This window comes from Vibrio sp. LB10LO1, assembly GCF_010092875.1.
GTDB classification, from domain to species: domain Bacteria; phylum Pseudomonadota; class Gammaproteobacteria; order Enterobacterales; family Vibrionaceae; genus Vibrio; species Vibrio campbellii.
In genome coordinates this window covers 125,340-138,509 of sequence record NZ_JAADJW010000010.1, presented here as the reverse complement: position 1 = coordinate 138,509, position 13,170 = coordinate 125,340, and the positions used below count along the sequence as shown (strand labels likewise).

The 13,170-nt window shown below is 44.7% G+C and carries 12 protein-coding genes and 1 riboswitch; of the genes, 6 read left to right on the top strand and 6 right to left on the bottom strand.

The window, feature by feature from the left end:
* Nucleotides 1–47 precede the first annotated feature (47 nt).
* Both GXP65_RS09700 and aat read right to left on the bottom strand, forming a co-directional pair.
* Complete coding sequence (locus GXP65_RS09700; RefSeq protein WP_162092675.1) at nucleotides 48–749, bottom strand: arginyltransferase; 702 nt, start codon at nucleotides 747–749, stop codon at nucleotides 48–50.
* Nucleotides 746–1,456 carry a leucyl/phenylalanyl-tRNA--protein transferase gene (aat, locus tag GXP65_RS09695; RefSeq protein WP_162092674.1) on the bottom strand — a complete coding sequence of 237 codons (711 nt, stop codon included), beginning with the start codon at nucleotides 1,454–1,456 and terminating at the stop codon, nucleotides 746–748. Before aat ends, GXP65_RS09700 begins: the two co-directional genes overlap by 4 nt.
* Nucleotides 1,457–1,497: 41 nt before the next feature.
* Between aat and GXP65_RS09690 the strand changes: the two genes are divergently transcribed.
* A complete protein-coding gene (locus tag GXP65_RS09690; protein ID WP_038889187.1) occupies nucleotides 1,498–1,974 on the top strand; it encodes a glycine zipper 2TM domain-containing protein in 477 nt (158 codons plus the stop codon).
* Nucleotides 1,975–2,134: 160 nt separating this feature from the next.
* A complete protein-coding gene (gene aroA / locus GXP65_RS09685; protein ID WP_038889186.1) occupies nucleotides 2,135–3,415 on the top strand; it encodes a 3-phosphoshikimate 1-carboxyvinyltransferase in 1,281 nt (426 codons plus the stop codon).
* Between the two features lie 65 nt (nucleotides 3,416–3,480).
* On the opposite strand, the gene GXP65_RS09680 is transcribed toward aroA, so the two are convergent.
* The gene (locus tag GXP65_RS09680) at nucleotides 3,481–3,729 is read right to left on the bottom strand and encodes a YciN family protein (RefSeq protein WP_005426324.1); all 249 of its coding nucleotides are present in this window, start codon (nucleotides 3,727–3,729) and stop codon (nucleotides 3,481–3,483) included.
* A 475-nt stretch (nucleotides 3,730–4,204) separates the two neighbouring features.
* Between GXP65_RS09680 and topA the strand changes: the two genes are divergently transcribed.
* From topA to GXP65_RS09660, 4 genes are all read left to right on the top strand, one after another.
* The gene (gene topA / locus GXP65_RS09675; protein ID WP_162092673.1) at nucleotides 4,205–6,835 is read left to right on the top strand and encodes a type I DNA topoisomerase; all 2,631 of its coding nucleotides are present in this window, start codon (nucleotides 4,205–4,207) and stop codon (nucleotides 6,833–6,835) included.
* Nucleotides 6,836–7,369: 534 nt separating this feature from the next.
* Nucleotides 7,370–8,587, top strand: a complete 1,218-nt coding sequence (glgC, locus tag GXP65_RS09670; RefSeq protein ID WP_005426320.1) for a glucose-1-phosphate adenylyltransferase — start codon at nucleotides 7,370–7,372, stop codon at nucleotides 8,585–8,587.
* Nucleotides 8,577–10,034: a glycogen synthase GlgA gene (gene glgA, locus GXP65_RS09665; RefSeq protein WP_162092672.1), complete on the top strand. Its 1,458-nt coding sequence runs from the start codon at nucleotides 8,577–8,579 to the stop codon at nucleotides 10,032–10,034. Before glgC ends, glgA begins: the two co-directional genes overlap by 11 nt.
* A 123-nt stretch (nucleotides 10,035–10,157) precedes the next feature.
* Nucleotides 10,158–10,961, top strand: coding sequence for an alpha/beta hydrolase (locus GXP65_RS09660; protein WP_038889183.1), 804 nt, complete (start codon nucleotides 10,158–10,160; stop codon nucleotides 10,959–10,961).
* 37 nt (nucleotides 10,962–10,998) lie between these two features.
* Here the strand turns inward: GXP65_RS09660 and GXP65_RS09655 are convergent, their stop codons facing one another.
* The 3 genes from GXP65_RS09655 to GXP65_RS09645 all read right to left on the bottom strand — a co-directional run bounded on the left by GXP65_RS09655 (nucleotide 10,999) and on the right by GXP65_RS09645 (nucleotide 12,716).
* The gene (locus tag GXP65_RS09655) at nucleotides 10,999–11,316 is read right to left on the bottom strand and encodes a DUF2007 domain-containing protein (protein ID WP_010645812.1); all 318 of its coding nucleotides are present in this window, start codon (nucleotides 11,314–11,316) and stop codon (nucleotides 10,999–11,001) included.
* Nucleotides 11,316–12,005, bottom strand: a complete 690-nt coding sequence (locus GXP65_RS09650) for a TVP38/TMEM64 family protein (protein ID WP_005426239.1) — start codon at nucleotides 12,003–12,005, stop codon at nucleotides 11,316–11,318. Before GXP65_RS09650 ends, GXP65_RS09655 begins: the two co-directional genes overlap by 1 nt.
* Nucleotides 12,006–12,125: 120 nt before the next feature.
* Complete coding sequence (locus tag GXP65_RS09645; RefSeq protein ID WP_005426274.1) at nucleotides 12,126–12,716, bottom strand: TfoX/Sxy family DNA transformation protein; 591 nt, start codon at nucleotides 12,714–12,716, stop codon at nucleotides 12,126–12,128.
* A 116-nt stretch (nucleotides 12,717–12,832) separates the two neighbouring features.
* A riboswitch (cyclic di-GMP riboswitch) is annotated at nucleotides 12,833–12,922 on the bottom strand.
* Between the last annotated feature and the right edge of the window lie 248 nt (nucleotides 12,923–13,170).

The following is a 13,170-nucleotide window of genomic DNA, read 5'->3' as shown; positions in this document are numbered from 1 at the left end:
CGCTTATTTTGCCGCTAAACAGTAATTATGTAAAGTTGGGGCGTATTCTACCCTTGCCAACGCTGATTTACTAGCCTTTGGTGTCGTTGAAAGCGAGTTTTGTAGTTCATCGCTGGACATTCATCGATCTGATAACCCAAATATAGCCAATGTTTATTCTCTAGTTGGCAATATTCGAGCTGGAAAAGTACCCCTAACGTCCCGAGAGATAAAGGATAGTCCGGATCGAAGAAGGTATAAAACGCACTTGCACATTTATCCATTATATCGGTAACGGCGACCGCGAGAAGTCGATCACTCTCGTCATAAATATGAAGAAACCCAGTGGTCAACCAAGTTGTTTGCGCGAACCGAGCAAACTCATCCTCTCTTGGTGGGAACATAGTGCCGTCTTTGTGTCGCTCACAGATATAGCGACTGTAAAGGTCAAACCAATTTGGATCGAGCTCAGGTTTCATCTCCCAATGTAACGCCTTTCCTTTGCTCTGCAAACGCTTTTGGCTTTTTGAAGGGATGAAGTCAGGTACCGCAATTCGTATAGGTTGACATGCGTTGCAGTGCTGACAGTGAGGCTTATAAATAGTATCGCCGCTGCGTCGAAAACCGTTGGCCATCAAAACTTGATAGTTGTCTTCTGTATGTAAGTTTTCGTCTAGCGCGACAGCCACTCGCTCTTCACGTTCAGGTAGGTAACTGCATGGATGGTTATTAGTTAATCCGATACGAATGTGCTGGAGATCTGTGCTCATGATACTGCGCCTTGCAAAACCTGTGGTTCAAACGTACCCAAATCAATGTTCCTGTCTCTTAAAGATAGTAGTTTTTGTACAAAGTCGTCACGCTCCAGCTCAAACGCGCCAAGTGAGGCCAGATGCGGATTCATTACTTGGCAATCAATTAATTGACCTTGGTTTGACGCCAAGTGCTCGCATAGATACCACAATGCGATTTTCGACGCGTTGTCTTTAAGGCTAAACATCGACTCACCACAAAAAAGTTGGCCGACGCTAATGCCGTACAAGCCGCCAATTAACTTCTCATCGTGCCATACTTCTACTGAGTGGCAGTGTCCGCGTCTTGCAAGCTCAATGTATGATGTCTGCATCTCTTCATTGAGCCAAGTTTCTTCTGCTGAGCGAGTTGAAGAGCATAATTGAATTACGCGTTCGGTTGCATTGTTTAGCGTTACTTTATACTGTTGTTTACGTTGAAACTTTTTCAAGCTTTTGGAAGGCTTAAATGCCAAAGGGTCAAAAACGGCTCGTGGAGATGGGCTCCACCATAGAATCGGCTCTCCCGGCCCATACCAAGGGAAAATGCCCTGATGATAGCCGTTTAGAATGCGATCAGGGTTAAGATCGCCGCCAAAAGCCAGCAAGCCATTTGGGTCATTCAATGCGTCGTATGGCGACGGAAAAGAATGTGAATCACCAAGTTCAGTTAAATAGATAGCCATAAAGAAAACTTTACCAACATCAGAGCCTATAGGAGCTTATTATGAGCGGAGTAACACTTAATATAAAACGATGGGCATGGATCATACTGTTTTTGCCATTTTTCGCCAATGCAGCCTATGAAAGAAATGTAGCGAAGCCAGTTAACCAAGTGGTGTATGGCAAAGTCGATTCGGTGCGATACATTACACAGCAAGAGGTGAAGCAATCTCAAAGCAACGGGTGGGAAACCTTACTAGGGGCAACGATCGGTGGTTTAGTCGGCAATCAATTTGGTGGTGGCACGGGTAAAGAAGTGGCGACGGCTGTTGGTGCATTAGCTGGTGCGGCGGTGGTGAGAAATCGCAGCAATTATGAATACACGGTTGAATACAAACTCGTTGAACTATTGATCAAGGTTGATGGCAACAAACTGATCAACGTCATTCAAGATGTTGATAACAGCATGTTGTTTAATCGAGGTGATGAGGTGCGCATCCTGTATTTTGATGATGGTGTAAGGGTTGATATCGCTTATTAAGCCAACGTTTGCACTGCAAAACCTAAGCTGACTAATTATTCAAAAATTAGCATGGATTTACTCTGGTTTTGTGGTGGTTTTTTCGTTAGTCTGAATTCACGAAGAATTGTTTAGCTCTCAAAAACCTTGAAGTGAGGGCACAAAGGATTATCAACTTTTAATGGAAAGCCTAACGTTACAACCTATCAATAAAATTCAAGGGGAAGTGAACCTTCCTGGATCAAAAAGCGTTTCCAATCGAGCGTTACTGCTTGCTGCACTAGCAAAAGGTACGACTCGTTTGACCAACCTTCTCGACAGTGATGATATTCGCCACATGTTGAACGCTCTGACTAAACTCGGTGTTCAGTACCAATTGTCTGAGGACAAAACGGAGTGTGTCGTAGAAGGTCTTGGTCGCCCATTTTCTGTCTCTGAACCTGTAGAGCTCTTTTTAGGCAATGCAGGTACAGCAATGCGTCCACTTGCTGCAGCCCTATGCTTAGGCGAAGGTGAATACGTTCTGACTGGCGAACCTAGAATGAAGGAACGCCCAATTGGTCACTTAGTCACTGCCCTAAAAGCGGCTGGCGCGGACGTAACGTATCTGGAAAATGAAAACTACCCACCACTAAAAATCGTAGGTACTGGACTTAAGTCGGGCTCTGTATCGATTGATGGTTCGATTTCTAGCCAATTCCTGACGGCATTTTTGATGTCAGCGCCGTTGGCAGAAGGTGACATTCGCATCAACATCGAAGGTGAACTGGTTTCAAAACCATACATTGATATCACGCTGCACATCATGAAACAGTTTGGTGTGGATGTGATCAACAACGATTACCAAGAATTTGTGATTCCTGCGGGTCAACAGTATGTCGCTCCGGGTGACTTCTTGGTTGAAGGTGATGCATCATCTGCTTCTTACTTCTTGGCGGCAGCAGCCATCAAAGGTGGTGAAGTGAAAGTCACTGGTATTGGTAAAAACAGTATCCAAGGCGATATCCAATTCGCTGATGCGCTTGAAAAAATGGGTGCAGAGATCGAATGGGGTGATGATTACGTTATCTCTCGTGTCGGCCAACTGAAAGGCATCGATATGGACTACAACCATATTCCAGATGCGGCAATGACCATTGCGACAACAGCATTGTTTGCCGAAGGCACAACGGCGATTCGCAACGTGTACAACTGGCGTGTAAAAGAGACTGACCGTCTATCCGCTATGGCGACTGAGCTACGCAAAGTTGGCGCAGAGGTGGAAGAGGGCGAAGATTACATCATTGTGAAGCCTGTACCACAGCTTACGCACGCTGCGATTGATACCTACGACGATCACCGCATGGCGATGTGTTTCTCGCTGGTGGCGCTAAGCGACACGCCTGTGACGATTAACGATCCTAAGTGTACGTCAAAGACGTTCCCGGATTACTTCGATAAATTGAAAGCGTTGAGCTGTTAATTCGTCTTATATGAAAGAGAAAAGCCAGAGTGAGAACTCTGGCTTTTTTATTGAATTTGAAGCGCTTACTTGTTCAATGTGAACTCTTTTGAAAGGTGGTGCGCTAGGTACTTAAACATATTGAATACTGCTGTTGTATTAGTGGTCGGTAGACCTTTCTCATCGAGGAAGTACTCACCTTTAAATACCAATACATCGTCTTTTTCTTCTACGCTCGTCGCACGCATACCATCGATGTAGTCATCGTGCTCTTGGATGATTTGGTTTGCGATTAAAAGAAGGTCGAATTCTTCAATGTATTTTCTATCAGACATAACGCTCTCGTCATTCAATGAAACTTAAGTGAGCGCAGTATACCCACAATTGTCATGGGTTTGCATGCCTAAATCTCTGATTGCGTGTTTACGCTTTTATACCGATATACATTTATATAGAGGCGTTATTGGTATATACGTGCAGTGGCTATTTTACGGTCTAATCTAAGGTTACGTTCTGATCGCGAAAGAAAAAATATTTTGTGATGTGAGACAAAATTTATTGAATTCGACTAGCGAGAGGAATCTTTGCCTGCTTAGTATATGCCGCTCAAGACCTTTTTCAGAACCCTGCCTCGTCAAAGTGCAAAGGCGATGAATTGTCAACCAATCGGATCTGAATTTCAAAAAAGCAGTTGATCTTCTTTTCATCTCGCACAATAGTAAAAAAAGAAGCAATGAAATAGAACATTATGCGGGTAGCTTCCTTAGGGGGCAGTTACCCGCATTATTATGAAGGACGTTAGAGTCAGTTATGGGTAAATCGCTCGTTATAGTGGAGTCACCAGCCAAGGCTAAGACGATAAATAAATATCTTGGTAAAGACTTTATTGTTAAGTCTAGTGTTGGTCACGTGCGTGATCTGCCTACGGCCGGTCAAAGCACTGGTGAGAAAAAAGCCGCTGCCATTTCTACAAAAGGAATGAGCCCGGAAGAGAAAGCGCGTGTCAAAAAAGAAAAAGACCGCAAAGCGCTAATCAAAAAAATGGGGATTAACCCATATCATGACTGGGATGCGAATTACCAAATCCTTCCAGGCAAAGAAAAAGTCGTAAGCGAACTGCAAAAATTAGCCAAAGACGCTGATTACGTTTACCTCGCAACCGATTTGGACCGCGAGGGGGAAGCAATCGCATGGCACCTTCGTGAGATCATCGGTGGCGATGAAGAGCGATACAAGCGCGTAGTGTTTAACGAGATCACTAAGAATGCTATCCAACAAGCTTTCCAGACACCTGGCGAGCTAAACATGGACGGTGTTAACGCACAGCAAGCACGTCGATTCATGGACCGAGTAGTAGGTTTCATGGTTTCTCCATTGCTATGGAAGAAAGTTGCGCGTGGTCTTTCAGCAGGTCGCGTACAATCAGTAGCGGTGAAGCTATTGGTTGAGCGTGAGCGTGAAATCAACGCTTTCATTCCAGAAGAGTTCTGGGATATCAACGCGAATACGCACACCAAAGACAAGACCGCATTCAAATTGCTTGTTGCACAAAAAGATGGCGTTGCGTTTAAGCCAGTCAACGAGGCAGAGACCAAAGCAGCGCTTTCGGTACTGGAAAAAGCGAGCTACGAAGTTTGTAAGCGTGAAGACCGCCCAACAAAGAGTAAGCCATCTGCACCGTACATCACTTCAACACTGCAACAAGCGGCAAGTACTCGTCTTGGCTACGGCGTTAAGAAGACAATGATGCTCGCGCAGCGTTTGTATGAAGCGGGTTACATCACCTATATGCGTACCGACTCAACCAACTTGAGTGCGGAAGCTGTAGATGCGGTTCGTGGATTCATCGGCTCTGAGTATGGTGACAAGTACCTTCCTGCTAACCCGTTAAGATACGGTAGCAAAGAGGGCGCACAAGAAGCGCACGAAGCGATTCGTCCTTCCGATGTTTCTGTGAAATCAGAAGATCTACAAGGTGTTGATGCGGACGCACACAAACTTTACTCATTGATCTGGAATCAGTTCGTTGCTTGTCAAATGACGCCAGCAGAATACGATTCAACGACAATCAGTGTGAAAGCGGCAGAATACACGCTAAAAGCGAAAGGCCGTATCCTTAAGTTTGACGGTTGGACTCGCGTACAACGCCCAATGGGTAAAAACGAAGATACGATTCTTCCAGCTGTTCAACTAGGCGAAAAGCTAGACTTAGAGTCATTAGAGCCTAAACAGCACTTTACTAAGCCACCTGCACGTTTTACCGAAGCGGCATTGGTTAAAGAGCTTGAGAAGCGTGGCATTGGCCGTCCTTCTACATATGCATCGATCATCTCTACGATCCAAGATCGCGGCTACGTGAAAGTTGAACAGCGTCGTTTCTATGCAGAGAAGATGGGCGAGATCGTTACTGACCGCCTAGATGACAGCTTTAACGATCTAATGAACTACGACTTCACGGCTCGTATGGAACAGAAGCTTGACCAAATCGCAGAAGGCGATGTGATGTGGAAAGATGTCCTAGACAACTTCTTCACAGACTTCACTGGAGATCTTGAGAAAGCGGAACAGGACGAAAACGAAGGCGGCATGAAGCTGAATCACATCGTGATGACAGACATCGAATGTCCGACTTGTAGCCGTCCAATGGGTATTCGTACTGCATCTACCGGTGTATTCCTTGGCTGTTCTGGTTACGCATTACCACCTAAAGAGCGTTGTAAGACAACGATTAACTTGGGTGACGAAGATGGCATTATCAATGTTCTAGAAGAAGATGTGGAAACTGCAGCACTGCGTGCGAAGAAGCGTTGTCCTATCTGTGAAACGGCGATGGATGCGTACTTGATCGACGATAAGCGTAAGATGCACGTTTGTGGTAACAACCCGAACTGTGAAGGCTACATCGTTGAACACGGCGAGTTCAAAGTGAAAGGCTACGATGGCCCAGTTGTTGAGTGTGACAAGTGTGGTTCTGACATGGTGCTTAAAAACGGTCGCTTCGGTAAATACATGGACTGTACGAGTGAGACGTGTAAGAACACTCGTAAGATTCTGAAGAATGGCGAAGTTGCGCCTCCGAAAGAAGATCCAGTTCATTTCCCTGAACTGCCATGTGAAAACTCGGACGCTTACTTTGTTCTGCGTGATGGTGCTTCTGGCCTATTTATGGCGGCAAGCAACTTCCCTAAATCACGTGAAACTCGTGCCCCGTTGGTATCTGAACTTGCTCGCTTCGAAGAGCGTCTTCCAGAGAAGTTTAAGTACCTAACGACAGCGCCAGCAGCGGATCCAGATGGTCGCCCTGCAGTCGTTCGCTTTAGCCGTAAGAGCAAAGAAAACTACGTGCGTACTGAAGACAATGGCAAACCAAGTGGTTGGACTGCGTTGTTTGTTGACGGTAAGTGGGAAATCACAGATAAGCGCAAAAAAGCAAAAGCTTAAACATCAAGTTTAAATGGATAAGGCAGCGATTTCGCTGCCTTATTTTTTATCTGCTACTTTATAAATTATTGATTTCATCAATGCTTTTCCCTTCAAGTTTTCTCCATTTTGTTTTCATCGAACGGTCATAGTTTCATCGTATCCTGTCGCAAAACTGCACTTGTGTAGTTAATCGGTTTGTAAATTGTTTTCACAATGTAATCGTTTGCGCCCTGATGTGTGATCAAGATACCGTATTGAGTAAGCAACATCTGTATATGACACGGAATGGCATATTTTAAATTGTAATTTAGTTCCAGTCCGATAACTTATTACACAAATAATGCAACTGTATGCTGTTATTTAGCGCCAAAAATAAAGAATAACTAAGGTGCTGGCGTACGAGGATGTGCAATAGCTTTTTTAGTTCGTGCTGTGAGGGTTCAAAGAAACTTGTCAGTGCGAATGTATTAACGTATTCGCTTGACTCCCCGAGTTCTGCTCATATCAAGCGAGTACCAGTTCCAAGCTATAACTATATATGGAGAACAACGAATGGCTGGTGTTTTGGGAATGATTCTTGCTGGCGGTGAAGGCTCTCGCTTGAGACCTTTAACGGAATCCCGCAGTAAACCTTCGGTCCCTTTTGGCGGGAGCTACCGACTTATTGATTTCGCTCTGAATAACTTTGTGAATGCGGATCTCATGCGCATTTACGTTCTTACTCAATTCAAATCTCAATCTCTCTTCCACCACTTGAAAAAGGGTTGGAACATCAACGGCATTACCGACCGTTTTATCGACCCAATTCCTGCGCAAATGCGTACGGGTAAGCGTTGGTATGAAGGTACAGCGGACGCTATTTACCAAAACCTACGTTTTATGGAATTGGCGGAACCGGATCAAGTTTGTATCTTTGGCTCAGACCATATTTATAAAATGGACATCAAACAGATGTTGGCTTTCCACCAAGAGAAAGAAGCGTCACTAACGGTTTCAGCGCTTAGAATGCCGTTATCTGAAGCTTCTCAATTTGGTGTTATTGAAGTCGATAACGAAGGTCGTATGATCGGTTTTGAAGAGAAACCTGCAAACCCGAAATCTATTCCTGGCGACCCAGAACATGCGCTGGTTTCGATGGGGAACTACGTATTTGAAGCTCAGACGCTGTTTGCTGAGCTGATTGAAGATGCCGACAATGAAGCTTCTTCTCACGACTTTGGTAAAGACATCATTCCAAAGATGTTCCCACGTGGTGATGTGTTTGTTTACGACTTCAGTACTAACCGCATTACTGGCGAGAAAGAAGAAGTTTACTGGCGCGATGTAGGTACGATTGACGCGTACTGGCAAGCTCACATGGACCTGCTTGAGAAAGACGCAGCGTTCTCGCTATACAACCGCAAATGGCCACTGCACACTTACTACCCACCATTGCCACCTGCGACATTTACGGACTCTGACAATGGTCGAGTTCAGATCATCGACAGCTTAGTATGTAACGGCAGCTACGTGCGTGGCTCTCGTATCGAAAAATCGGTACTTGGCTTCCGCAGCAACATCGCTTCTGCGTGTGACATTAGCCAATGTATTTTGCTTGGTGACGTGAAAGTTGGAGAAGGTTGTGTACTTCGCCGCGTGATTGTAGATAAAGATGCGGATATTGCACCGGGTACGCAAATTGGTGTAAATCTACAAGAAGATAAGAAACACTACCATGTGTCAGATGATGGCATTGTTGTAATTCCAAAAGGAGCACGTGTTGGCTACTAACAATTTGTCTGTTCTGTTTGTAGCGTCTGAAGTCGAAGGACTGATCAAGAGTGGTGGCTTGGCTGATGTAGCCAAGGCACTGCCGGAAGCCCTTCAAAATCTTCAGCAAGATGTACGAATTTCTATACCAGCCTATACCGGCATTGAGCAGTTATCAGAGGCGGAAACCGTTCTTGAGACAGAGCTAACGAGTTGGCCTCATACCGTTTACCGTGTCCTAAAGCTAACGCTCGGCGACAATCCAGTTTACTTGATTGATTGCCCTCCGTATTTCAATCGTCCTTCCATGTATGCGGAAAATAACCAGGCTTATACCGACAACGGCGAGCGTTTCGCGTTTTTCAGTGCGGCTTGCTTAGACATGCTGCCAAAGCTTGGCTTCCAGCCCGATATTGTTCATGCCAATGACTGGCACACAGGCTTAGTTCCCTTCCTGCTAAAACATCGTTACGGCCACGACGCTTTCTTTGCTAATACTCGCAGTGTTATTTCAATTCATAATGCGGTGTTCAAAGGGGTATTTAGCTATGACGATGTTCAGTGTCTTCCTGAGTTTCATAGCCGAAATGTACCAGGCGCAGCGGTAAGCGCTACGCACATCACCATGCTTAAAGCGGGGGTGATGAACGCAGATAAAATCAATGCGGTCAGTCCAACTTATGCAGAAGAGCTTAAAACTGAGCTGGGAAGCCATGGTATGGCGTGGGAATTTCAGCAACGTGCTGGAGATTTGGTTGGTATTCTTAATGGCTGCGATTACGGCACTTGGAACCCAGAAACCGATTCGAGTTTACCGCTAAACTACAAAGCGAATCGACAAAGTATGGTTCGTGGTAAAAACGCATGTAAGAAGGCGCTGCAAGAACAGCTGGGTCTTGAAGCGTCCGATTGTGCCATGTTTGGTATGGTGTGCCGCCTGACACAGCAAAAAGGGGTTCATTATCTGTTGCCAGCATTGGCTGATTTTCTAAAACACGATGTTCAGCTTGTTGTGGTTGGTACTGGCGATCCTATTCTGGCTGCGCAGTTACGAGATGTTGCCGCACAGTTTTCGGATAAGTTTGTTTTTGTTGAAGCTTATGACAACGAGCTCGCACACTTGGTTGAGGCCGGTTCAGATTTCTTCTTAATGCCTTCTGAGTTTGAACCTTGTGGTTTGAACCAAATCTACAGCATGGCTTATGGCACTTTGCCTATCGTTCGTGGGGTAGGGGGCTTAAAAGATAGCGTGAATGACTACGACGTTGATCCAACAGACGCAACGGGTTTCGTTTTTTATGAGCCGACGCCACAAGGATTATTGCTTACCATGCTACGAGCATTATTGCTGTATGCACAAAATGTGAACGAAGTAAGGCGAGTACAACTGCATGCTATGCAAAAAGACTTTTGTTGGCGCAAAGCGGCTGAAGAGTATTTGCAATTGTATAGAGCTGCGTTAAATTGACGCAAAATTTTTAGAAAGTGTAACGAAAGGCACCGAATTAGGTGCCTTTATTACTCTTGTCCTAATAGAGTGTGTTAGGATTTATTTATTCCTGTTCACAAAGAATGTTTTTCATACTGATACATGACTCAGCCACTTTTATTCCACAAAACCTATTTACACCCTACTAGTAAAGAGTGGGTCGTTTTCGTTCATGGTGCTGGTGGCAGTTCTTCGATATGGTTTAAACAGATCAAGGCTTATAAGCAGCACTTCAACTTATTGCTGATTGATCTTCGAGGGCACGGAAAATCCAATCAACTGCTTAAAGAGTTGATGACAAGCCGTTATACCTTTACGGCAGTCACCCAAGATATTTTAAAAGTCCTAGATCACCTTAAGATTCAGTCCGCGCACTTTGTCGGTATGTCTCTGGGGACTATCATTGTTCGTAACCTTGCCGAGCTGGCTTCAGAACGCGTACGCTCTATGGTTCTTGGCGGGGCGGTGACGCGTTTGAATACACGCTCTCAAATCCTAGTGAGACTTGGCAACCTCGGTAAGCACATCCTGCCATACATGTGGCTGTATAAGTTATTTGCTTACATTGTGATGCCACAGAAGAACCAACGTGAATCGCGACATTTATTTATTCGCGAAGCAAAGAAGCTGTGCCAGAAAGAATTCAAACGTTGGTTTATTTTGGCTGCGGATGTGAACCCGTTGATGCGATATTTTAAAGATCGTGAGCTTCCAATCCCAACCCTATACTTGATGGGGGATAGAGATTATATGTTCATTAAACCTGTCAAAGAGATGGTTGCGGTACACAAGCTCAGCGTCTTGCGCGAAATTCCTGATTGTGGACACGTGTGCAATGTGGAAAGACCAGACGACTTTAACCAGCATTCTATCGAGTTCATTAAGCAGCAAAGTCTAGCGGCTTAATAGAGCTCTCAGTCAGACCCAAAGAGTAGGGGAGCCATTATGGCTCCCCTATTTGATATCCACATTGCCAACATGCCCCAAACTGACCTTCATTTTGTTCTGAACATTGTGGGCATTGCCAATCTTGATAAGTTCGGTCCGCTTGTTGTCGATAATCTTCAACAATGGCTGACGCTTTCAACTCTTGCTCTGGATGTAAAAGCCAAACATACGGGTCTGTATCATCACCAAATGGCAGTTCGCCTTTCAAGCCAAACATTCCCTCGCCTCTTACTTCACAAGCTATCTGTTCGGTTTTTAGAAGCTCGCAAACGATATGAGCTTCAGCAGGATTCTTGGCGACGTATATTTTCATTAAGCGTTTCCGTTTTGTACTTGAGCAGGGCGAACTTTATTCATAACCCATTTTGCGATGATTGGGAACAAACCAAGTAACGCAAATGACGCTAATACGGTCGGCGACACAATACCTGATAGGCTATCAATGGTGGCGAGCTGAGTACCAGCGTTTAAGTACACGGCAGTGCCTGGTAGCATACCGATTTGGCTGGTTAAGTAAAAACGCGCAATGGTCATCGGCGTTAACCCCATCAATAAGTTGATAAGGAAAAACGGAAAAACAGGAATCAAGCGCAGAGAAAACAGGTAAAAGGCACCGTCTTTTTCAACGCCTTGGTTAATCGCACTCAGTTTACTCCCAAACTTGCTTTGTACCCATTCTCTCAATAGGTAACGGCTACTCAAGAAAGCAATCGTAGCGCCGATGGTGCTGGCAAAAGAAACCAACAATAAGCTAGTCCAAAAACCAAACAAGGCAGCACCGAGCAGGGTAACGACAGCTGCGCCTGGAATCGAAAACGCAGTAATGGCGATATAAGCAAAGAAATAGGTCGCGGCGGCGTATATGAAGTTTTGGTCAATAAAGCTATTTAACGCCTCTTGTTGTGCTTTTGCATTTTCTAGGGTTAGGTATTGGCCAAAATTTACACCTAAAAAGAGGATGGTCGCGACTAGGATCAGTCCTAAAATCAGTTTCTTATTCATATCAATTGCTCCGTTTGGCTTCTTAAATAATAAGACAGAATGGAATAAGAAAAAATTTCAAAAAAAAACCGCAGCGTGAAAACTGCGGCTTTTACTCAATGTCATACTGATATGAACGCGCTACGGGAGAGCACTCATCAATTCTTCTCGGCGAGACTGAGGTACGACGCTCCAATGTGTACCGTTGATTGCGCCTTCTAGTGCCCACAACAACTCAAGGCTTACCGTTGAGGCATGCGTATCTTGGATTGCTTTGTAAGCGTTTAAGGCACCTTCTTCTTCTAGCTGCTCGACAGAGTCAATGCCTGCTTTCTTCAACATACGTTCAGTTGCTAGGCGAAGATTCGGAAGGTCTTTCAATCGGTTAGGTTTGGTGCTCGCTTGTTGCTTTTTCTCTTGCTTAGCGGTCTCTAGAGATTGCTTTGCAACTTCAATCAAGCGATCGGTTGAATCCCATAGATCATCAGAAATCGCATAGTATTTCGTAACAACTGGGAAACCACGTTTCTTGTAGACGTACGGTTTTAGTCCTTGAGTCTCGAAGTCAGAAGATGTTTGTCGGTCAGCTCGAATGTGAAGTTGGTTGTTTACGACTAGCGCAAACATCGTTTCATCAGCGAAGAGCCCGAAGCCGCCAAACATTGAGCGCGACTTGATATTACCAAGTGCCTCAAACAGCTTCATTGAGTCTTTGAGTATCGGTTTATCCATGGTGTGTTATCTCGGTGTAATTAATATTACGCCACCAAAAATCAGGTCCGAGAGATTAGCAAATGCATGCAGACACAATGTCATTAAAGGGTAAACTCACTTAATGCATATTTGCCATCGGTAACCCCGCTACCTTCCATCTAATTCGATGGTTCAGGCCGGAGGCTTTGCGTCCCACCCTTTCGAATGGTTTGCCCTGTGCGTGACCATTTGAGAATACTTCGTATATTGAATTAACATCACGTTTCAAACATCAAAGTGTGATCTTGGTTCAGTTAATAGTGCTATTTTGATGTGTTTAGTTTCATATTTTGGGCTGTCTACTTGTCATACTAAAGCTTGATGTAGGAAATGGGCTACAAGTGAGTTAAAACAGCAACTTATCTTAGCTTTTGATTGTATAAGCGATGTCGAATGTTTCAAAAAAGTTATTTTACGCAATAAAAAAGCGCCC

Coding starts and splice junctions, on each gene's coding strand:
- GXP65_RS09700 (WP_162092675.1), bottom strand. CDS start 749: ATGAGCACAGATCTCCAGCACATTCGTATCGGATTAACTAATAACCAT.
- aat (WP_162092674.1), bottom strand. CDS start 1,456: ATGGCTATCTATTTAACTGAACTTGGTGATTCACATTCTTTTCCGTCG.
- GXP65_RS09690 (WP_038889187.1), top strand. CDS start 1,498: ATGAGCGGAGTAACACTTAATATAAAACGATGGGCATGGATCATACTG.
- aroA (WP_038889186.1), top strand. CDS start 2,135: ATGGAAAGCCTAACGTTACAACCTATCAATAAAATTCAAGGGGAAGTG.
- GXP65_RS09680 (WP_005426324.1), bottom strand. CDS start 3,729: ATGTCTGATAGAAAATACATTGAAGAATTCGACCTTCTTTTAATCGCA.
- topA (WP_162092673.1), top strand. CDS start 4,205: ATGGGTAAATCGCTCGTTATAGTGGAGTCACCAGCCAAGGCTAAGACG.
- glgC (WP_005426320.1), top strand. CDS start 7,370: ATGGCTGGTGTTTTGGGAATGATTCTTGCTGGCGGTGAAGGCTCTCGC.
- GXP65_RS09660 (WP_038889183.1), top strand. CDS start 10,158: ATGACTCAGCCACTTTTATTCCACAAAACCTATTTACACCCTACTAGT.
- GXP65_RS09655 (WP_010645812.1), bottom strand. CDS start 11,316: ATGAAAATATACGTCGCCAAGAATCCTGCTGAAGCTCATATCGTTTGC.
- GXP65_RS09650 (WP_005426239.1), bottom strand. CDS start 12,005: ATGAATAAGAAACTGATTTTAGGACTGATCCTAGTCGCGACCATCCTC.
- GXP65_RS09645 (WP_005426274.1), bottom strand. CDS start 12,716: ATGGATAAACCGATACTCAAAGACTCAATGAAGCTGTTTGAGGCACTT.